This window comes from Streptomyces sp. CRN 30 (assembly GCF_034105845.1).
Genome location: NZ_JAVRHI010000170.1, coordinates 1 through 20788, shown reverse-complemented (window position 1 = coordinate 20788; position 20788 = coordinate 1). Strand labels below are relative to the sequence as shown.

Annotated in this window: 15 protein-coding genes and 1 pseudogene; 6 read left to right on the top strand and 10 right to left on the bottom strand. The window is 72.4% G+C overall.

Annotation, left to right across the window (positions count from 1 at the left end; all coding sequences use genetic code 11):
- Positions 1 to 218: 218 nt before the first annotated feature.
- The 3 genes from UW392_RS17265 to UW392_RS17255 are packed head-to-tail and all read right to left on the bottom strand — an operon-like array spanning position 219 to position 3447.
- Positions 219 to 1136, bottom strand: a complete 918-nt coding sequence (locus tag UW392_RS17265) for a carbohydrate ABC transporter permease (RefSeq protein ID WP_320775905.1) — start codon at positions 1134 to 1136, stop codon at positions 219 to 221.
- A 20-nt stretch (positions 1137 to 1156) separates the two neighbouring features.
- A complete protein-coding gene (locus tag UW392_RS17260; protein WP_320775904.1) occupies positions 1157 to 2197 on the bottom strand; it encodes an extracellular solute-binding protein in 1041 nt (346 codons plus the stop codon).
- A gap of 47 nt (positions 2198 to 2244) precedes the next feature.
- The gene (locus tag UW392_RS17255) at positions 2245 to 3447 is read right to left on the bottom strand and encodes an ROK family transcriptional regulator (RefSeq protein ID WP_320775903.1); all 1203 of its coding nucleotides are present in this window, start codon (positions 3445 to 3447) and stop codon (positions 2245 to 2247) included.
- 173 nt (positions 3448 to 3620) lie between these two features.
- On the opposite strand from UW392_RS17255, the gene UW392_RS17250 reads away from it, so the two are divergent.
- On the top strand, positions 3621 to 5753 hold the full coding sequence (locus UW392_RS17250) for an alpha-galactosidase (RefSeq protein WP_320775902.1): 2133 nt from the start codon (positions 3621 to 3623) through the stop codon (positions 5751 to 5753).
- 15 nt (positions 5754 to 5768) lie between these two features.
- On the opposite strand, the gene UW392_RS17245 is transcribed toward UW392_RS17250, so the two are convergent.
- The 3 genes from UW392_RS17245 to UW392_RS17235 are packed head-to-tail and all read right to left on the bottom strand — an operon-like array spanning position 5769 to position 9779.
- Positions 5769 to 8513 (bottom strand): helix-turn-helix transcriptional regulator, encoded by a 2745-nt coding sequence (locus tag UW392_RS17245; protein WP_320775901.1) that lies wholly within the window; start codon positions 8511 to 8513, stop codon positions 5769 to 5771.
- 57 nt (positions 8514 to 8570) lie between these two features.
- The gene (locus UW392_RS17240; RefSeq protein ID WP_320775900.1) at positions 8571 to 8792 is read right to left on the bottom strand and encodes a hypothetical protein; all 222 of its coding nucleotides are present in this window, start codon (positions 8790 to 8792) and stop codon (positions 8571 to 8573) included.
- Between the two features lie 24 nt (positions 8793 to 8816).
- The gene (locus UW392_RS17235) at positions 8817 to 9779 is read right to left on the bottom strand and encodes an alpha/beta hydrolase (RefSeq protein WP_320775899.1); all 963 of its coding nucleotides are present in this window, start codon (positions 9777 to 9779) and stop codon (positions 8817 to 8819) included.
- A gap of 328 nt (positions 9780 to 10107) precedes the next feature.
- On the opposite strand from UW392_RS17235, the gene UW392_RS17230 reads away from it, so the two are divergent.
- Positions 10108 to 13998 (top strand): RICIN domain-containing protein, encoded by a 3891-nt coding sequence (locus UW392_RS17230; RefSeq protein ID WP_320775898.1) that lies wholly within the window; start codon positions 10108 to 10110, stop codon positions 13996 to 13998.
- A 139-nt stretch (positions 13999 to 14137) separates the two neighbouring features.
- Positions 14138 to 14494 (top strand): peptidase inhibitor family I36 protein, encoded by a 357-nt coding sequence (locus UW392_RS17225; protein ID WP_320775897.1) that lies wholly within the window; start codon positions 14138 to 14140, stop codon positions 14492 to 14494.
- A 160-nt stretch (positions 14495 to 14654) separates the two neighbouring features.
- On the opposite strand, the gene UW392_RS17220 is transcribed toward UW392_RS17225, so the two are convergent.
- From UW392_RS17220 to UW392_RS17210, 3 genes are all read right to left on the bottom strand, one after another.
- Entirely contained in the window at positions 14655 to 15731 is a 1077-nt protein-coding gene (locus UW392_RS17220) for an LLM class flavin-dependent oxidoreductase (protein WP_320775896.1), read from the bottom strand.
- A 5-nt stretch (positions 15732 to 15736) separates the two neighbouring features.
- Positions 15737 to 16447, bottom strand: a complete 711-nt coding sequence (locus UW392_RS17215) for a hypothetical protein (protein ID WP_320775895.1) — start codon at positions 16445 to 16447, stop codon at positions 15737 to 15739.
- A 230-nt stretch (positions 16448 to 16677) separates the two neighbouring features.
- A complete protein-coding gene (locus UW392_RS17210; protein ID WP_320775894.1) occupies positions 16678 to 17118 on the bottom strand; it encodes a TetR/AcrR family transcriptional regulator in 441 nt (146 codons plus the stop codon).
- A gap of 74 nt (positions 17119 to 17192) precedes the next feature.
- Between UW392_RS17210 and UW392_RS17205 the strand changes: the two are divergent.
- A pseudogene (locus UW392_RS17205) lies at positions 17193 to 18027 on the top strand (oxidoreductase).
- 54 nt (positions 18028 to 18081) lie between these two features.
- On the top strand, positions 18082 to 18939 hold the full coding sequence (locus UW392_RS17200) for an SDR family NAD(P)-dependent oxidoreductase (RefSeq protein ID WP_320775893.1): 858 nt from the start codon (positions 18082 to 18084) through the stop codon (positions 18937 to 18939).
- A gap of 119 nt (positions 18940 to 19058) precedes the next feature.
- Here UW392_RS17200 and UW392_RS17195 read toward each other — a convergent pair whose 3' ends face one another.
- Positions 19059 to 20501, bottom strand: coding sequence for an aldehyde dehydrogenase (locus UW392_RS17195; protein WP_320775892.1), 1443 nt, complete (start codon positions 20499 to 20501; stop codon positions 19059 to 19061).
- Between the two features lie 131 nt (positions 20502 to 20632).
- Between UW392_RS17195 and UW392_RS17190 the strand changes: the two genes are divergently transcribed.
- On the top strand, positions 20633 to 20788 hold a 156-nt coding region (locus UW392_RS17190), incomplete at its 3' end, for a TetR family transcriptional regulator (RefSeq protein WP_320775906.1).

Below are 20788 nucleotides of genomic sequence, written 5' to 3'. Positions count from 1 at the left end.
CTCACCTCTGCGGCCTTCGTATGACTCTGATTCCTTGGCGGAACGCAGGATCATGCGAAGGCCGTCCGCCTGTCCGGCGAATCCCCAGGTGAGTGACGGTGTACGACGCCCTGTTCGAGCCCAGAGGTTAAGTAACAAGCTCAGGGCGCGTGCGGGCAGGCGGGAGTACGAGGATGACCGCATGGGCCGTACCTCCTGAAGGTGGGGGCGGGGGCGGCTCAGCCCTTGCCCGAGCCGAGGGTGAGTCCGCTGATGAACTGCCGCTGGAGGGCGAAGTACACCAGCAGCGTCGGGATCGCGGTCATCAGGGCGCCGGCCGCGATCAGGTTGGGGTTGGTGAAGTAGGCGCCCTGGAGGTTGGCCAGGGCGGAGGTGACGGGCCGCTTGTCGCCGGTCTCGATGAGGGTGAGCGGCCAGAAGAAGTCGTTGTAGATCCAGATCGATTCGAGGGTGGCCAGCGCGGCGAAGGCCGGGCGGCACAGCGGCAGGACGATCTGGAGGAACTGCCGCCACACGGGGGCGCCGTCGACGAGGGCGGCCTCGGTGATCTCCTTGGGGATCGTCTTCATGTAGTTGCTGAGGACGAAGGTGCAGAAGCCGCACTGGTAGGCGATGTGGATGGCGATGATGCCCCAGGCGGAGTTGTACAGCAGCAGGCTGTCGCTCATCCACCACGGCAGCGGCACCAGCAGGTAGAGGCGGTACAGCGGGGTGATGAGCACCTGGGCGGGGAGCAGGTTGCCCGCGGTGAACAGCATCAGCAGGGCGAGGTTGAGGCGGAAGTCGAAGCGGGTGACGAAGAAGGCGACGGCCGCCGAGAAGAGCAGGGCGCCGAGGACGGCGGGGACGGTGATGAGCAGCGAGTTGAAGAAGAAGTGCGGCATGCCCGACTGGGACCAGGCGTCGGTGAAGTTGGCGAGGCTCAGCGAGCGCGGCCAGGAGAAGTAGCCGTGCCGGGCGGTGTCGTCGTAGGGGCGCAGGGAGGTGTAGACGGCCCACAGGAGCGGGACGAGCCAGGCGATCGGGACGGTGGCGAGGAGGATGTGGCGGCCGGTGTCGCGGCGGGGACGGGGCGTGGGGGCGGGCGGACGAGGGGAACGGGTCCGGGTCGCGGGTCGCGGCGCGGTGGTCGTCACGCGTCCTCCTTGGGAAAGCGTCACGCGTCCTCCTTGCGGAAGGTCTGCACGAGGAACGCCCCGATCGCGGCCAGCGAGACCAGCAGCAGGAGCACGGCGAGCGCCGAGCCGTAGCCGATGTGCCCGGACTCGCCGACGATGTTGTCGGTGATGAGCAGGGAGAGCAGTTCCATGCCGGGTTTGCTGCCGGTGCCGCCGCCGAGGACGTAGACGATGTCGAAGGCGCGCAGCGACTCCATCACCGTGACGACGACGATGATGACGTTGACCGGTTTCAGGGCGGGCAGGGTGATCCGGAAGAAGGTCTGGCGGCCGCTCGCGCCGTCGAGGGCGGCGGCCTCCTTCAGGGCCGGGTCGAAGCTCTTCAGGCCGGCCAGGTACAGGATCATGATGTAGCCGGTGTGCCGCCAGTCGAAGGCGCCGAGCACCGACCAGGCGTCGCCGCCGCCGTAGCCGGAGGCGACCGGGTCCAGGCCGTCCCCCCGCATCCGCTTGGCGAGGGCGATGAACTCGTCCCAAGTGCGCGGGGCCTCGTAGCCGCGCTCGGCGAAGAGGCTCTTGCGGTAGAACACCGCCCACGGGTAGTTGTACAGCGGCACGAAGTAGTACTTGCCGTCCTCGCCGCGCGAGAGCTGCTTGGTGGCGTCGCTGAAGCCGGCGCCTATCGTCTCCCACACCTCGTCGACGGGGCTCGCGAGGCCCTTCTTCGCGAAGTACTGCATGCGGTACCCGGCGAACCAGGTGAAGACGTCGTCCGGGGTGCCCTGGAGGTAGCTGGTGATGCTCTTCTGGAAGGTGTCGTGGTCGACGGTGTTGGTCGCCACCTTCAGGCCGGAGTCCCGGGTGAAGGACGTGGTGACGCCGGCGTAGGCGGCCTTGGGCGCGGTGTCGGCGCCGTTGGAGCCGAAGGTGACCGTCTTCGGGTCGGCCGCCGGGCCGCCGCCGCAGGCGGTGAGGAGGGGCGCGGCCACGGCGGCGCCGGTCAGGCCCAGCAGGCCGCCGACGACGGATCTGCGGCCGGGGCCGGGAGCAGCCGGGGTGGGGCGGCTCGCTTGCGTCATGGTGGCTCCTGAGTTCGCTGGTGTGGGCTCGGACCGTCCCGGGGCGCTCACTGGTGCGGTCCCGGGCCGCCCCGGGCCGGGGCGATGTAGGACTGGATGGCGGTGGCGGCGGCGCCGCGCGCCCACTCCTCGAAGGGCAGCGGACGGGTCCGTACGTCGCACTGGGCGGCGGAGCCGAACGCCGCCGCCGCGAAGGAGTCGCGGATCGCCTCCGCGAACAGGTCGTAGGCGGCCAGCCCTTCCCCGGAGATGATCACGCGTTCGGGGCCGAGCAGGTTGGCGACGGTGGCGATGCCCCGGCCGATCGCCTCCCCGGCCCTGGCGTACGCCTCCTGCGCGGCGGCCACCCCCCGGTGGGCCAGCGCGGCGGCCTCGGCGGCGTCGGCGACCGGCGTGCCGGTGGCGGCCCGCACCCGTTCCACGATGGCGGCGTCCCCCGCGACGGCCTCCACGCAGCCCCGGTTGCCGCAGTGGCACAGCGGGCCCGCCGGGTCGACGGTGACGTGCCCGATCTCGCCGGCCACGCCGTGCGCCCCGGCGACCACCCGGCCGTGCACGACGAGGCCGCAGCCGATGCCGGCGCCGACGGTGACGAGGGCGAAGTCGGACAGGCCCGCGCCCGCGCCGAACCACTGCTCGGCGACGGTCAGGGCCCGGACATCGTTGTCGACGGTGACCGGCAGCCCGGTGGTCAGCGCGGCGAGTTCGGTGAGCGGCACGTCGCGCCACTCCAGGAACGGCGAGTACCGCACCATGCCCTCGGCGCGGTCCACGTCCCCGGAGACGGCGACGCCCGCGCCCACCACGGCCACCCCGAGACCGTCGGCCTCGGCGAGCAGTTCCTGCGTCAGCGCGGCGAGGGTGGCCAGCACCGTCTGCGGGGCGCGGTCGGTCAGCGGCAGCCGCCGGGCGACCAGTACCCGGCAGTACAGGTCGGTGAGGACGCCGATGGCCTCGGCGCCGGTGACCTTGACGCCGATGAACAGAGCCCGGCCGCCGTTGACGCCGATCAGTCCGGCAGGCCGGCCCAGCGCGGGGCGGGCCTCCTCGTCGGCGCTCTCCACCAGGTAGCCGGCCTCGATGAGAGGCCGTACGGCCTTGGTGACGGCGGCCGGGGACAGCCCGGCGCGGCGGGCCAGTTCCAGCCGGGTGAGCGGGCCCTGGGTCAGGGCCATGACGAAGATCTGCGCGGCGGCCGGCGCCTGGGCCGGGAAGGTCTCGGCGGGCGGCGGCAGGGACGGTGCGGACATGGCGGGGAACCTAGGGGGCTTATTTTCCGCTGTCAATGAAAGAAACAGGATTGGTCTGTTGGTTGACCTGAGGGCCGATCTTGCTTTCAAATGACCCGTGTACGCGGGGTGCTGGCTGTTGATCGCAGGTTTCCGCACTCTGCGGTTCCGTCGTCCCCGCGAACCCCGAGGTGATGCCGATGATCTCCCACGCCCCCGACTCCGGGCTCTGGCTGCTGTCGACCCCGCGCACCTCCTACGTCCTGCGCGTCCACGCGACGGGCGCCCCCCGGCACGTGGCGTGGGGCCCCCGCATCTCCCTGGCGGAGGCCGGGGAGCTGGTCGTGCCCGACCCCGAGGGCGAGGTGAGCAGCTTCGAGGGCCGGGACCCGGTCGGCGAGGAACTCCCGGTCGACGGCGGTACGCGGTACGGGCCGCCCTCCCTCCAGGTGCGGTACGCGGACGGCTCCCGCGCCTTCGAGTGGCAGCCCACCGGCCACCGCGTCCTGGAACCCGCGCCGGGCACGGCCGAGTTGGTGCTGGAGTTCCGCGACCGGCTCCACCCGCTGCACGTGGCCCTGCACTACACCGTCCGCGACGACACCGACGTCATCGAGCGCCGTACGGTCCTGCGCAATGCCGGCGACGAGCCTCTCGACCTGCTGCGCGCCGACTCCGCCGCCTGGTCGCTGCCCGCGCTGGACGGCTACCGGGTCAGCCATGTCACCGGGCGGTGGGCGGCCGAGTCCCGGCTGCGCCGCGAGCCCCTCCCGCACGGCGAGACGGTGCTGACCAGCCGGCGCGGCATCACCAGCCACCACGCCGGGCCCTGGGTGATGCTGGACGACGGCACGGCGGGCGAGGAGCAGGGCCGGGTGTGGTCCACCGCGCTGGCCTGGAGCGGCAGTTGGCGGCTCACCGTGCAGCGCACCCACGACGGCCGGGCGGGCGTGACGGGCGGCGCCGGCCACGAGGGCACGTCGGTGCCGCTGGCCCCCGGCGAGGAGTTCACCTCCCCCGTCTTCGCGGGCCTGTTCACCGAGGGCGGGTTCGGCGCGGCGAGCCGGGGCTGGCACACGTACACCCGCACCCACGTCCTGCCGCACGGCCGGGAGACCGCCCCCGTCCTCTACAACTCCTGGGAGGCGACCGGTTTCGACGTCGACGAGGCGAGCCAGCGGCGGCTGGCCGAGCGGGCCGCCGCGCTCGGCGTGGAGCTGTACGTGGTGGACGACGGCTGGTTCGGCGCCCGCCGCGACGACCGGGCCGGCCTCGGCGACTGGACGCCGACGCCCGACCGCTTCCCGCACGGCCTGGCCCCGCTCTCCGAGACGGTGCGCAAGCTCGGGATGCGGTTCGGCGTGTGGGTGGAACCGGAGATGGTCAACCCCGACAGCGACCTGTACCGCGCGCACCCCGACTGGGTGCTGCACATCCCCGGCCGCGCCCGCAGCGAGCTGCGCAACCAGCTGGTGCTGAACTTCGCCCGCGAGGACGTCGCCGACTGGGCGTACGGCTGGCTGACCCGGCTGGTCGCGGAGGCGGGCGTGGACTTCCTCAAGTGGGACATGAACCGCGCGTTCAGCGAGGCGGGGTGGCCGGACCGCCCCGGCGGCCACGACCGCCTGTGGACCGGCTACGTCCACAACCTGTACGGCGTCCTGGACCGGCTGCGCGCCGACCACCCCTCCTTGCGGATCGAGGCGTGCAGCGGCGGCGGGGGCCGCGCCGACCTGGGCGTCCTGCGCCGTACCGACCAGGCGTGGACGTCGGACAACACCGACGCCGTGGACCGGCTCTCCATCCAGCGCGGCTTCGGGCAGGTGCTGCCGGCCCGGGTGATGTCGGCGTGGGTCACCGACGTACCGAACCAGTTCACTGGGCGCACGGTGCCGCTGCGGTACCGGTTCCACTCCGCCATGGCCGGACTGCTGGGCATCGGCGGCGACCTGAACCGCTGGTCGGAGGAGCAACTGGCGGAGGCGGCGGAGCTGATCGCCGGCTACAAGCGGGTGCGGCATCTGGTGCAGCACGGGGAGCTGTACCGGCCGGCGGGACCGGAGGGCGAAGGTCCGGTGGTGGTGCAGTACGTCGCCGGGGACGGCGGCGAGACGCTGGTGCTGGCGCTGCGGCAGGGGCCGGGCGGCGGCCCCCGGGTGCCGGACGCGCCGGTGCGGCTGGGCGGGCTGACGCCGGGGGCGCGGTATCGGGACGCGGCCACCGGGACCGTGCACAGTGCCGGGGTGCTCGCGGCGTACGGGCTGCGGCTGGAGCTGCCGGGGCAGGACTGGGCGAGCGCCGCCGTGCATCTGGTACGGGAGGGCTGAGGTCCGCCGTCGCCCTCAGCGGGGGGCGTTCTCCGGGTCGAGGGCGTTGAGGGCGTCGCGCAGCGCGGTGCGGGAGCTGATGCCGAGCTTGCGGTAGAGCTGGTACAGGTGGCTGCCGATGGTGCGGGGGGACAGGAACAGCCGTTCCGCGATCTGCTTGTTGGTCAGGCCAGACGCGGCGAGTACGGCGATCTGCCGTTCCTGTGCCGTCAGCGCCGGGCCGCCTGTGACCGTGGCCTCCGCGGGGCCGGTGCGGGCGCGGGCGGCCCAGGGGCGGGCGTCCAGTGCCTCGAACGTCGCCAGGGCCGCGTCAAGGTGGTCCCGGGCCTCCTTCGCCATGCGCAGGCGGCGCAGTCGTTCCCCGTACAGGAGGAGAACCCGGGCGGTCTCGAAGGGCCAGTGCCCGGGGTCGGCGGCGAGGGCCCGCTCGAAGAGGGGGAGGGCGGCCTCACCGGGGACGATCAGTGCTTCGCAGGCCAGGGCAAGGAGGCGCAGTCTGGGCGACAGGTCGGCCATGGCGCTGTTGCGGACGGCCCGCGCGTGGGCGGCGGCCTCGGCGTGCCGTCCGGTGCGGACGGCGGCCTCCACCAGGTCCAGGGTGCCCGCCAGGGCCTGCGGCCGGTAGGGGGCGAGGGCGCCGGGCGCGGTGAGGTCGTTGGCGTGGCGCCAGGCGGCTTCGGCGTCGCCCTGGCCGAGGGCGGCCAGGCCCCGGGCGTGGTCGGCGAGGGCGCGGATGCCGTGGGCGCCCCGGGGGGCCGCCCAGCGGGCGATGTCGTCGGCCAGTGCGGTGGCGGTCTCCGCGTCGCCCCGGGCGGCGGCGACGAGGGCCCCTACGTAGCGGAACTTGCCGGCGAAGTAGTGGTGTCCGTGTTCCGCGCACAGGGCCAGCCCCTCGTCGGCGAGGCCGGTGGCCTCGTCCCAGCCGCCCGAGTGGTAGTGGTCCATGGCGAGGTGGATGAGGGCGGCGATGTGGCGGCGGACCGGCATGGTGCCCGCGCGGCCCTCCGCCACCAGCCGGTACGACGCGGCGCGCGAGTCGGTGAGCCGGTCGGGGTAGAGCGAGCAGGTGCCGACGCGGACGGTACGGGTCGGATCGGAGCCGACGTCGGCCAGCAGCCGCTCAAGGCGGGGCAGGGCGCCGGGGCCGGTGAGGGCGGGGTCGCCGAAGGTCTGGACGCACACCCACAGCAGATCGGGCGGGGCGAGGGTCAGCCGGTCCAGGGCGCGCAGCAGCGGCTGCCACAGGCGCGGCTGTCCGCCGTACCAGCAGAGCATGGTCAGGGTGAACAGGGCGTCCACGAGGGCCTCGTCGGACGCCTCGTAGCCGTGGTCGCCGGACTCGATGGCGCCGACCAGCAGCCGGTGCGCGGTGTCGATGTCGCCCTCGCCGTTGAGCAGCAGGAAGGCGGAGGCCGCCGCCGCGTGCAGCGAGCGTCGTCCGCCGGGATCGGCCCGCCGTGCGCCGGCCAGCAGCCGGGAGGCGGCGGTCAGGTCGCCGCCGGAGTCGGCGCCGACGTAGGCGGCCTCGGCCAGACGGCGGCTCACGTCGGCGGGGCGCGGGCTGAGTTCGGCGGCCCGGGTGAGCGCGGCGACCGCGCCGAGGGCGTCGCCCCGTGCCAGGCGCAGCCGCGCGGCCTCCTCCAGGCGGGCCGCGACCGCCTCGTCGGGGCGGGCCGTCGCCTCTCCGAGGTGCCGGGCGCGGTGTTCCGGCCGGCTCGTGGGGACGTCGGCGAGGGCGTGGTGCGCCCGGCGGCGGTCGGCCGCGGTGACCTCCGCCACCACGGCGGCGCCGATCAGCGGATGCGTGAAGGCGAGGTGCCGGGGGAATGCCGTGACCCGGACCAGCCGGTCGCGTTCGGCGGGCCCGAGGTCGTCCAGTACGGGCCGTCCGGCCGCCGCCTCGACGGTGGCGAGGTCGCCGGTGCCGTCGAGCGCCGCGAGCAGCAGCACGTCCCGGCTCGGCGCGGGCAGCGCGGCCACGCGGGCGGCGAACAGCGCCTGGAGCCGTTCGCCGAGGGGCAGGACAGCGGGGACGGGGGCGCGGGCCGCGCGCTGGTCGCCGTCGAGCGCGGCCGGGAGTTCCACCAGGGCCAGCGGGTTGCCGCCGGCCTCGGAGACGATGCGCCGCCGTACCGAGGGGGCCATGGCGGGGTGGGCGCGGGCGAGGAGCGCGATCGCGTCGGTGTCGTCCAGCGGGCGCAGCCGGTGCTCGGTCAACGCGCCGGTGTCGAAGAAACTGTCGGTCCCGGTGCGGGCGGCGGCGAGGAAGCCGACGCGGGAGCCGGCCAGGCGGCGTACCACGAAACCGAGGACGGCGGCGGTGGCCCGGTCGAGCCACGGCAGGTCGTCGACTACGAGGCACAGCGGGGTCTGCTCGGCGGTGCGGCGCAGCAGCAGCAGGACGGCGGTGGAGGTGAGGAGGCGGCCGGGCGGCAGACCCCCGCCGACGCCCACCGCGACGCGCAGGGCGTCACGGTGGGCGGGGTCCAGCAGGTCGAAGGAGTCCAGCAGCGGCAGTAGCAGTTGGTTGAGCCCGGCGTAGCCGATGTCCGTCTCGAACTGCGCGCCGCTCGCCCGCAGGACGCGGACGCCGTCCCTTGCGAGGTGTGCCGACACCGCGTCGAGGAGGGCGGTCTTGCCGGCCCCGGCCTCCCCGGACAGCAGGAGCGCCGCGCCGGAGGCACGGCTCAGCCGGGACCGTACGAAGCTCAGGTCCTCGGTCCGCCCGAACAGCCGGGACGGGTCGTGCGGATCTGTCATCAGAGGGGTGTCTGTCTTCCGGGGTGTGCCGTCAGGGGGAGGGGGCGAGCGGGAAGGTTACAGGCCCAGGTCGAGGGCTACACACGAGTAGAACTTCCAGGAGTTCTCGGGGTTGTAGGTGTTTCCTCCGCCGCCGGGCACGGCTTCCACTTCCGCCGTCATGTCCTCGTAGCGGACGCGCTCGGGGAGCTTGCCGAAACGTGCGTGCCGTACCGCGGCGTCGGCGTCCTGGAGGGTGAGTGTGGTGAGTTCCCTGTCCTCGTTCACGTTCCTGTTCATGGGAACAGCCCGCCCCTCCGCGCGTCACCTGTCAAGGCGGTGACGACCCATGGAGTCGGCCTCCGACACCGCGTCGGCGAAGGCGCCCGGCCGCTCCTGCGGGAGGTTGTGCCCGGCGCCCGGGACGACGTGGTGCGCCCAAGGGCCGGAGAAGTGCGGGGCGTAGCCGCTGCCGTCGGTCGCCGGGGTCACGCCGTCGGCGCCGCCGTCCAGCGTGACGGCGGGCACGGTGATCTTCGGCTGGTCCAGCAGCCTGCGCTCCAGGGCCGCGTACCGGGGTGCGCCGGGGGCGAGGCCCAGGCGGTGCCGGTAGCTGTGGACGACGACGTCGACGTAGTCGGGGTTCCGCCACAGCGCGGCGGTCTCGGCGAACTCGGCCTCGGTGAAGTCCCATTGGGGCGAGTTCCGCCGCCAGACCTCCCGGGCCAGCCCCTCCCGGTCGCGCCGGAGCCCCTCGCGGCCGCGCTCGGTGGAGAAGTAGAAGAAGTACCAGAAGCCCTCCTCCAGCGAGGGCGCCAGCGGGTTCTGGGCGGTGGCGAGGTTCTGGATCAGGTAGCCGTTGACCGAGACCAGGCCGGTACAGCGGTCCGGCCAGAGCGCGGCGGCCACGTCGGCGGCCCGGCCGCCCCAGTCGTACCCGGCGAACAGGGCGCGGGGGATACGCAGCGCGTCCATGAAGGCGATCAGGTCCGCGCCGAGTGCGGCCTGCTCACCGGACCGGACGATATCGGCCCGGAGAAAGCGGGTCTGCCCGTGACCGCGCAGATAGGGGACGTAGCAGCGGTAACCGCGCGCGGCGAGCACCGTGACGACCTCGGCATAGGAGCCGACGGGGCTGAAGGGCCAGCCGTGCAGCAGCATCACCGGCGTGCCGCCGGCCGGACCGGTGACGTGGTAGGCGATCTCCAGTTCGCCGGTGCGCACCCGGTACAGCGGTCCCGGTCCCCACCCGGTGCGCTCGGCGCCCTCGGTACGTCCGTTGCTCATGTCGCGTCCTCTCCCACACATCATCACCTGCTTGACAGGTGACGATGGTTGCCGTGTGGGACACATCTGTCAAGGCGGCACACGTATCGGCCATCGGGCGAGCCCCGGTGAACCTCGCATCGTCCCGTCCACGTCATCGCGGTGTGACCAGACATACGAAACCCATGAACAGACACAGACCCACGACGGGTGGCGTACTCATGGCCGGTGCCGTGATCACCGCCCTCTCCCTCGGGCCGGTCGCACTCGCCGCCCAGACGGACACCACCACTGCGACGACCGCCGCAGCGACAGCAGCGACGACGGCCTGGCAGAACGCGCCTTCCAGGTGGACCGCTCCGCCGTCGTCCACCGCTCCGACGTCGTCCTCGGCCGCCCGAACACCGACCCCACCGAGTCGATGCCGCTCGGCAACGGCACCCTGGGCGCGGCCGTCTGGGCCGCTGACGGCCTCACCGCCCAGCTCAACCGGGGCGACACCTTTCCCGACCGCAAGTCCCCGGGCCGCGTCAGCATGCCGGGCCTGAAGAAGATCACCGAGGCCGACGACTTCTCCGCCCGCCTCGACGTCCACGACGGCGTGCTCACCGAGTCCGGCGGTGGCATGACGGCCTTGATCTACACCCGCGCCGACCGCGACGAACTCGTCGTCGACGTCACCGGCGCCGACCCGGACAGCGCCCAGAGCGTCGACGGCGACCTGTGGGACGGCCGTTCGCCCTCCGCGGCCGCCTCCGGCGCGGTCGCCACCCTCGCCGAGACCTGGAAGGACGACGGGGGCGGCGGCTCCGGCGACACCTTCGGCACCCTCCTCGGGATCACGGCGGGCGGCCGGAACGTCACCTCCTCGGTGACGGACGACGACAGCGTGCGCGTCTCCTTCAACCCCGCCGCCGACGGCTCCTTCCGGGTCGTCGTCGCCGCACCCCACTGGAGTGGCGGCGACGCGGGCCCGACCGCGACGTCCTACCTCGGCAGCGACGCCAGCGCCTCCGCCGCCGCGCTGAAAACCGCGCACCTCGCCTGGTGGCACGAGTTCTGGGACCGGGCCGGCACGATGCGGATCGAGTCGGCAGACGGCACCGGCCCGTACGTCGAGAACCTGCGTACGGTCTTCCTGTACCAGTCGGCGGCCAGCAACCGGGGCTCGCTGCCCGGCACCCAGGCCGGTGTCGCGGACCTCTTCTCCTTCACCCGCGACGAGCACGACTGGTCCCCGGAGAGCTACTGGTGGTGGAACCTGCGCATGCAGGCCGCCGCCAACCTCACCTCCGGTGTCTCCGACCTGAACACCCCGTTCTACGACCTGTACACCTCCAACCTCGCGAACATCGAGGCGTGGACGGAGGACCACATGCCCGGCCACACCGGCGCCTGTGTCCCCGAGACGATGCGCTTCAACGGCAACGGCTACTTCGACGGCGGCCTCGACAACGCCTCCTGCCGGGCCGGCATCAAGAACTACAACGCGCAGACCGTCTCCACCGGCCCCGAGGTGTCCCTCGCGCTGTGGCAGCAGTACCGCACCACCGGGGACGAGGCGTTCCTGCGCGACAGCTATCCGCTGATGAAGTCCGCCGCCCAGTTCCTGCTGTCGTACGCGACGACCGGCTCCGACGGTCTGCTGCACACGCAGGGCAACGCGCACGAGACGCAGTGGGATGTGAAGGACCCGGTCACGGACATCGCCGCGATGCAGGCGCTGTTCCCGGTGGTGACCTCGGCGGCGAAGAAGCTCGGCACGGACACCGACCTCCAGGCGCAGCTCACGGCCGCGCTGGCGAAACTCCCGGCACTGCCGCGCACGGACGCCGCGACCCACACGAAGGTGCTCGCGCCGTCCGACGACGCCGCCGGCGACGACGTGTTCGCGCTCTCCGCCGAACCGGCGGCCGAGACGCACAACTCGGAGAACCTGGACCTGGAGCCGGTCTGGCCCTACGGCCTGATCGGCGACACCGGCACCCTGCACGACCTGGCGGCGCGCACCTTTGACAACCGCCGCTGGCCCAACGACGCCAACTGGAGCTTCGACGCGCTCCAGGCGGCCCGTCTGGGCGACGCGGAGGCGGTGAAGGCGGGGCTGCTGTACAACGTCACCAACCAGCTCTACCCCTCCGGTCTGACCAGCAACAACAACGTGCTGACCGGCCGTGAGCCGTACAGCGAGACCACCGGTGTGGTCGCCGCCGCGCTGAACGAGGCGCTGGTGCAGGACTACGACGACGTGCTGCGGATCGCCCCGGCCGTCCCCGCCGACTGGGACGTGGACGCCACGGTGACCGTGCACGACAACGCGAAGGTGGACGTGCAGACCCGGGGCGGCGTCCCGGTCAGCGCGGCGCTGGAGGCCGGTTCGACCGCGGACTTCACCACCCGCAACCCGTGGCCCGGCCAGTCGGTGGGCGTCGTGGACGCGGCGGACGGCTCGACGGTCGTGGCGTACTCCACTGCGGCGCAGTTCACCCTCCCCGCCAAGGCCGGGCACGACTACCTCATCCAGCGGCAGTCCACACCCGTCAGCTCCCTCCCCTTCGAGAAGATCAGTGGCACGGCGGCCGAACTGCCCAGGCACCTGTACAAGACGCGGATCGGCCTGGACTTCCCCGCCTCCCCCGCCCCGGCCGGTCCGGTCGGGACGCTCGGCGCGGTCGGCGGCACGTGTGTGACGCACGCCTCGGGCCTCGCCAACGGTACGGCGGTGCGGACGGCCGCGTGTGACGGCGGCGCCTCGCAGGTGTGGATCGCGGGCCGGGACGGTTCCCTGTGGGTGCAGGGCAAGTGCGTACAGCCCGCCGGGAAGAGCGGCGCCTCCGGTACCGCCCTGGTGCTGGCGGCCTGCGACGGCTCCACCGCCCAGCAGTGGAAGGCCGGTTCGGACGGCACCCTGACCAACCAGGCGTCCGCCCTGTGCGCGGAGGTCAAGGGCTCCTCGACCGCCGCCGGAACGGCCCTGGTGACCGCCGCCTGCGCCGCTGCCACCACCGGGCAGCGGTTCACGCTGCCCACCACGCCCGCCGGTCCGCAGGGCCACCTCACCGGTATCGGCGGCATGTGCGCCGACAGCGACGGGGACAGCCAGGCGCCGGGCACCGCGCTCGTCCTGGACGACTGCTCCTCGGCCGACTCCCAGCAGTGGAAGGTCGCCTCGGACGGCACGCTGCGGGTGTTCGACTCGCGCTGCATGACCCCCGAGGGCGGTGGCACCGGCGACAACGGCACGCCGCTGGTCCTCCAGATCTGCGACGGTTCGGCCGCGCAGCAGTGGCACGTGGGCGCCGACGGCGGTGTCGTCAACGACCTGTCCGGCCGCTGCCTCGACGTCAAGGACACCGTCGCCGAGGCCTGTGCCGTGCTGTGGCTCTGGAACTGTGGCCCGGTGACCGACGGCAAGGTGTGGGAGCTGCCCGTACAGGAGCAGCGGGACCCGGTCGGCCGGATCTCCGGCTACGGCGGCAAGTGCGCCGACCTCGCCGGATCGGGCTCGACCAGCGCCGCCGGTACGCAGGTGCAGCTCAACACCTGCGGTACGGGGTCCTCTCAGCAGTGGACGGTCGCCGCCGACGGCACGGTGCGGGTGCTCGGCAAGTGCATGGCCCTGAAGGCCGGCGGGACCGCCGACGGCACCCGGGCGGTGCTGGCCGACTGCGACGCCTCCGCCACCGCCCAGCAGTGGAGCTGGTCCGCCAAGCGCGGCCTGGTCTCCGGGAAATCGGGCACCTGCCTGGACGCCACCGGCCCCAGCTCCGCCAACGGCACCCCGTTGCAGATCTGGGCCTGTGCCTGGTCCGACAACCAGCGCTGGCAGCTGCCCGCCGGGGTGCCGACCGGTCATGTCACGGGGCTCGGCGGCAAGTGCGTCGACCTGGGCGGGTCCGGCTCGACCAACGCCGCCGGTACGGCAGTCCAGTTGAACACCTGCGGTACGGGTGTCTCGCAGGACTGGTCGGTCGCGGCCGACGGGAGCGTGCAGGTGCTCGGCGACTGCCTGGGCGTCGCCAACAACGCCACGGCCAGCGGTACGGCGGTCACGGTCCAGGTGTGCGACGGGAGCAACGGGCAGAAGTGGACGCCGGGCGCGGACAACAGCCTGGTCAACACCTTGTCCGGCCGCTGCCTGGACGCCACCGACGCCAGCTCGGCCAACGGCACGAAGCTACAGATCTGGACCTGCGGTGGCTCGGCGCAGCAGAAGTGGGGTGTGCCCGCGTCGGCTTGACACGTATGTCCCGTGACCGGTTTCACCCTTCCCTTGCATGGTTGAAGGTGCAAAGATCTTCTTCGGCCGGCCACACACGATCGAACCAGTCGTGCCGATGTCTTCCCGGCGTCGGCACACACCAGAGAGGGTGGGTCGTATGTTCTCCCCCAAGGCGAAACTCCGTACCGCTGCCGCCGCCGCGACCGTTGCCGTGGTCCTGATCGGCGTCGGCGCCGGGACGGCGAGCGCCGCCGACTGGCCTCCGCTGCAAGAGGGCGCGTACCTCTACTCGGGCACCGGCGGTACGGGTACCGTCACCGAGGTCGACCTCGGTGACTTCGGCACCTGCCACACCCTGTCCCAGTCGGCCAAGTCGGTCCAGGTCGTCAACGGGTCGGCCTCCGTCGTCGTGTACACCGGCGCCGGCTGCACCGGCTCGGCGTGGGCCAGCGGCTCCCTGGCGCAGTCGGACCTTCCGGCCCCGGCGCTGAGCTACCGGGTGGTTTCCGCCTGACCTGTCCGGCCGGAGCACTGACGGTGGTGGCCCGGCCGGGGACGAGCGTCCCCGGCCGGGCCACCGCTGCGAGGTGAGGACGGTCTCGCGTCAGCCGCCCTCCATCAGCCGCCCCTCGTCAGCCGCCCTCCATCAGCCGCCCCTCGTCGGTCGCTCTTCGTCAGTCGCCGGACCCGCAGTCGAGGGCGAACTCCTCCGCCACCAGCGTGAGGGAGCGCAGCCGGGCCGGGAAGTCGTGGATCATCGAAACGAGCATCAGTTCGTCGGCACCGGTGCTCTCCCGCAGTTCCGTCAGACCGGCCCGCACCTGGTCCGGTGTGCCGTGCACGCCGGACGCCAGCAACTCTTCGGCGACCTGCCGTTCCTCGTCCGTGTACGGGTAGGCCGCCGCCGTCTCGGGCGAGGGCAGCGTGGTCAGCTTGCCCTGCCGGGCGAGAGTCAGCATCAGCGGACGCGACCGGGCATGGGCGAGGGCCTCGGCCTCCGTCCCGGCGCACACGACGTTGGCCGAGACCATCAGGTACGGCTCGGACAGCGTCGCCGAGGGGCGGAATTCCTCGCGGTAGACCTCGATGGCCCGGGACACCTGCGCCGCGTTGATGTGGTGCGCCGCCACGAACGGCAGGCCGAGCCGTGCGGCCACCCTCGCTCCCGTCGTTCCCGACCCGAGCATCCACACCGGCAGGCCGGTCGCGGCGGGCACCACGTGCACCTGGTCACGGCGATAGGGGTGGCCGGCGGGGAAGCCGGGGCCGGCGCCGAGGAAGCCCAGCACCTCCTCCATCTGGGCTTCGAACGCGTCCGGGCCCGGATCGTCGGAGGGCCGGCGCAGCGCCTGGGCGACCGTGGGCAGACCGCCCGGGGCACGGCCCACCCCGAGGTCGATACGCCCGGGGTACAGGGTGTCGAGCACGCCGAACTGCTCGACGATCACCAGGGGCGCGTGGTTGATCAGCATGACCCCTCCCGACCCGAGTCTGATCCGGCGGGTCACCGCGGCGAGATGGGCGAGCAGCACCGCCGGGGCGGGGCTCGCCGACGCCGGGTAGCTGTGGTGCTCAGCGACCCACAGCCGCCGGTATCCCAGGCGCTCGGCCTCCTGCGCCAGGGCGACGGTCTGCGTCAGTGCCTCGACGGCGCCTGCGCGTTCCCCCACCACCGACAGGTCGAGCACCGACAGGGGGGCCGGAGCGCTGCCGTGCGCCTCGGTGCCGGTGGACATCACCGTGTCTCTCATATGGGTCACTTCCTCGTCCAGTGGTAAGAGAAGATCACCGTCGCCCCTTTGCACAGGCCCGGGGAGAGCATGGAGGCGCGTAGCGTCTTCGTCTTCGTGTCGTAGTCGAGGCCCTCGGCCTCGTAGGCGCCCGAGCACTTGCTGATCTTCGGCAGATTCAGTACATCGGTCACCTTTCCCGCGCCGGGTTCGCCGTCGACCGCGCGGTCCAGGTCGACCTGGAAGACCCGGCCCTGGCCGGCGTCGCACACCAGGCGCCGGGCGGAGAAGAAGTCGCAGGACTGGACGTCCTCGACCGGGCGGTCGAGGGTGATCTGCCCGGCCTGCGGCAGCGCGCCGCCGGTGGCGGGAGTGGACTCGTTCAGCAGCGGCGCGGGAAAGACCTGCAACCGCCGCTGGACGCCGAACTCGCCGGAGACCAGCCACTGGTGGTCGGGTGAGACGGTGGCGAGGGAGTTGTTGTACAGCTCCCCCGCGTCCAGCTCGTGCCGGTACTCCAGACGCTTCCCGTCCGACCGGGTGACCAGGAACATCTTCGCCGAGCCCGGTTCCGGGCCCTGGTAGGCGTCGAAGACGTGGCCGTCCACGACGTCCGGGTCCCCGACATGGTGGAAGCCGTGCGCCCGGACCGACACCGGGATGCTGCCAGGCCCGCGAGTGAGGACGGTGCCGTCGGCGCGGGTGGCCACGCCCTCCGCGCCGGTCAGGGAATTCACCGTCACCCGGTCCGCCGGGGTCCAGTACCCCGGCGGGGTGAGGATCGTCGGCGGTGGCGCAGCCGGCCGTGAGGAGGGCGGCGAGGACGGCGGCGCGGAGCGGACCGGTGGTCGCGCTCCGGGCACGTGTGCGTGTGGTACGTGTGGGCATCTCAGGGTTTCGAGGCGGTGCGGCGGGCGGCAGCGGATGTGTCCCCTACTCCCCCTACGAGTCGCAGGCCCCAGGACGTTCACGTTTTGTCGCCGCCGCCGGTGAACGGGGCCGTCGGTAGGCGCCGTACCACCAGATCGCGGCGATTTCCCGGGCGAGGGCCGCGTCGCCGCTGCCGTCGTCGGCCGCGATGTGCTGGGCAATGGCCTGGTCCGAGCGCGCCCCGGTGGGCGCGGTGCAGGGAGATCACGTCCGTGAGGAACCGGGTCAGCCGGCCGAGCCCGTCATCCCCGGTGCCCGGCTCCCACTGCCGGGCCGGCGCCGGCAGTGACTTCCGCAGCTCGTCGGCGAGGTGGACGAGGACCTCCGCCTTGCCGTGGAAGTGCGCGTAGAACGTCGCCCGGGAGACGCCTGCCTGCTCCGCAATGGCTGTCGGTCCGATGACGTATTTCCCGGGCCCGCGTCCGCCACCGCCCGGACGACTGGCAGTCAAACGACGGACGCCGCACGCCGTGCACACGTCGACAGTGGGAGACAGCCGCCGCTATGCGGCACCTTGCTCTGTTCATCCTGGTTTTCGGCAAAGGACACAGTATGTCTCGCGCATGGTTGATCACCGGCGCGTCCCGAGGTTTCGGGCGTGCCCTCGCGGAAGCGGTCCTGGCGGCCGGTGACCGGCTGGTCGCGACGGCCCGGCGCCCGGAGCAGCTCACGGACCTCGTCACCCGCCACGGCGACCGGGTGCTCCCGGTCGCCCTCGACGTCACCGACGCCGCCGCGGCGAGGAGCGCCGTCCGGTCGGCCGTCGACGTCTTCGGCTCCCTGGACGTGGTGGTGAACAACGCCGGCTACGCCAACAGCGCGCCCATCGAGGAGATGGCGGAGGACGACTTCCGCGCCCAGTTCGAGGCGAACTTCTTCGGCGTCGTCAACGTCACCCGGGCCGCCCTGCCCGTACTGCGCGAGCAGCGGTCGGGGGACGTTCGTACAGTTCTCCTCGCTCGGCGGCCGGGTCGGCGGCACCCCCGGCATGGGCGCCTACCAGAGCGCGAAGTTCGCCGTGGAGGGCTTCTCGGAGGTGCTGGCCAACGAGGTCGCCCCGTTCGGTGTCCGGGTCGTCATCGTCGAACCGGGCGCCTTCCGCACCGACTGGCAGGGCTCCTCGATGGAACTGCACGCGGTCGGCCCCGACTACGAGGCGACCGTCGGCGCCATGAACACCTACCGGGCCGAGAACAACGGCGTCCAGCCCGGCGACCCGGTCCGCGCGGCCCAGGTCCTCATCGACGTGGTCGCCGACGACGACCCGCCGCGCCGGCTGCTGCTGGGCGCCGCGGCCGTCACCGCCGCGCTCGAAGCGGGCGAGGTACGGGCCGTCGAGACCCGTACGTGGGCGGCGGCCAGCGCTGCGGCCGACTTCCCGGCATAAGCACACACACCGCACACACACCCGACTCGTTCCAACCCGGAAGGGAATTCACACATGTCCTCCAAGACCTGGCTCATCACCGGCGCCTCCAGCGGCCTGGGCAAGGCGCTCGCCGAACACGTCCTGGCCCACGGCGACCGGGTGGTCGCGACCGCCAGTTCGACCGCGGCCACCACCGAACTGGCCTCCCGCTACCCGGAGACGGCGCTGGCGGTCAAGCTCGACGTGACCGTCCCCGCCGACCGCGAGGCCGCCGTGCGCGCCGCCGAGGAGCGGTTCGGCGCGATCGACATCCTGGTCAACAACGCCGCGATCGACTTCGTCGGCGCCCTGGAGGAGCAGGAGGAGAGCGACTACCGCCGGCTGTTCGAGGTCAACTTCTTCGGCGCCGTCGAGCTGACCCGGGCCGTGCTGCCCGGCATGCGGACGCGGCGCAGCGGCATCGTCGTCAACGTCTCCTCCATGGACGGCCTGGCCAGCCTCCCGGCCAACGGCTACTACTCCGCCAGCAAGTTCGCGCTGGAGGGCTTCACCGAGTCGCTGTGGCAGGAGATCGAGCCGATCGGCCTGCACGCGATGATCATCCAGCCGGGTTCGTTCCGTACCGGCATCGAGAACCGGACGAAGGCGTCCGGCGAGGCCATCGAGGACTACGCCGCCACGGCCGGGGCGTTCCGCGCGATGATGGGAAACCTCACCCCGGAGATGTTCCCCGGCGACCCGGAGCGTGCCGCCGAGGCGATCCGCCAGGCCGTGACCGCGCCGGAGCTGCCGCACTGGGTCGTCCTGGGCAGTGACGCCCAGCGGCGTATCGGCGTCAAGCTCGACCAGCTCCGCGCGGAGTTCGAGGCCGGCCGGGACCGGGCGTTCAGCACCGACTTCCCCGGCGCCGCCGACAACGCCGTCCTCTGAGCGAGATCAGCACGGCTGGGCACAGCCGAGTACGGCCGGTAACGGCCGAGAACGCCGCGCCGGCGGCAGGTGGTCGGGTCCACCTGCCGCCGTCGGCGTTTTCCGGCGCGTCCGCGCGGTCAGACGGTGATCGTCTTGTACTCGGTGTACGTGCCGAGGCCGACCGAGCCGTACTCGCGGCCGATGCCGCTGGCCTTGAAGCCGCCGAACGGGCCGTCGAAGGCGACCGAGGCGCCGTTGACGGTGATGGTGCCGGTGCGGACGCGGCAGGCGACGGCGAGGGCGTGCTCCTCGTCGGCGGACCAGACGCCGCCGGAGAGGCCGTACTCGGAGTCGTTGGCGATGCGGACGGCGTCGTCCTCGTCGTCGTAGGCGATGACGACCAGCACCGGGCCGAAGATCTCCTCCTGGGCGATCCGCATGGAGTTGTCGACGTCGGCGAAGAGGGTAGGCGTGACGTAGTTGCCCTTCTCCAGGCCCTCGGGGATCTCCGGGCCGCCGGTGACCAGGCGGGCGCCCTCCTCGATGCCGAGCTTGATGTAGCTGATCACCCGTTCCTGCTGGTCGGGGCGGATCATCGGGCCGATGAAGGTGTCGGGGTCGTTCGGGTCGCCGACCTTCAGCGACTCGATCAGCTCCTTCAGTCCGGCGACGACCTCCTCGTAGCGGCTGCGCGGGGCGAGGATGCGGGTCTGCGCGATGCAGGACTCGGCGTTGTTGAGCAGCGAGCCGAACTTGACGCCCGTGACGGCCTTGGCGATGTCAGCGTCGGGCAGGATGATCGCGGCGGACTTGCCGCCCAGCTCCAGACTGACCCGCTTGAGCTGCTCACCCGCGAGCGAGGCGATGCGGCGCCCGGCGCGGGTCGAGCCGGTGAAGGCGATCTTGTCGACGTCGGGGTGCCTGACCAGGTACTCGCTGGTCTCCCGGTCGGCGGGGACGACGCTGATGACGCCCTCGGGCAGCCCCACCCGCTCCAGCAGCTCGGCGAGGAAACCCATGCTCGGGGAGTTCTCCGGGGAGACCTTCAGGACCACGGAGTTTCCGGCCACCAGCGCCGGGATGATCTTCGAGGTGGCAGAGGAGAACGGCGAGTTCCACGGGATGACGGCGGCGACCACGCCGACCGCCTCGCGGCGCACCACGCTGCGCACCGGGGAGGCCGGGTCGGACGGGACGAACGTCTCCTCCCAGCCGAACTCCTCGGCGGCCTTCAGATAGGCGTTGGCCTGCCGGGTGAGACCCGGCTGTCCGGCGCGGGTGAACCAGCCGGCCGAGCCGTTCTCCAGGGTGATCAGAGCGGCGATCTTCTCCGCGTTCTCCTCGCGCAGCGCGTTGAAGCGGCGCAGCAGCGCGATCCGCTCGGCGGGCGGGGTGAGCCGCCAGGTGCCCTCGTCGAAGGACTCGCGGGCGGCGGCGACGGCGCGGTCGATGTCGGCGGGCTGTGCCTGGGCGGCGCGGGCGATCACCGAGCGGTCGTGGGGGGAGGTGATGTCGAGCAGCTCCGGGTCGCTGGGCTCGACCCAGGAACCGCCGATGAAGAGCCGGTCGTAGGTGATCATGCGCTTTCTCCAGTTTCTCGCTGCACTGCTTCCTCGTTAACTGCTACTTCAATGTAGCACTTGTCTCGACTAGATGCACATAGACGTAGAGAGAAGTGAATAACTTGCCTCTCCGGCGGTACTCTTGGCCCATGAGAGCCGACGCCGCACGCAACCTGGAAGCCGTTCTGACCACGGGGGCGCGCATGCTCGCCGCCGACCCCGGCGCGAGCATCGCGAGCATCGCCACCGAGGCGGGAGTGGACCGGCGCACCGTCTACCGGCGCTTCGCCTCCCGTGAGGACCTG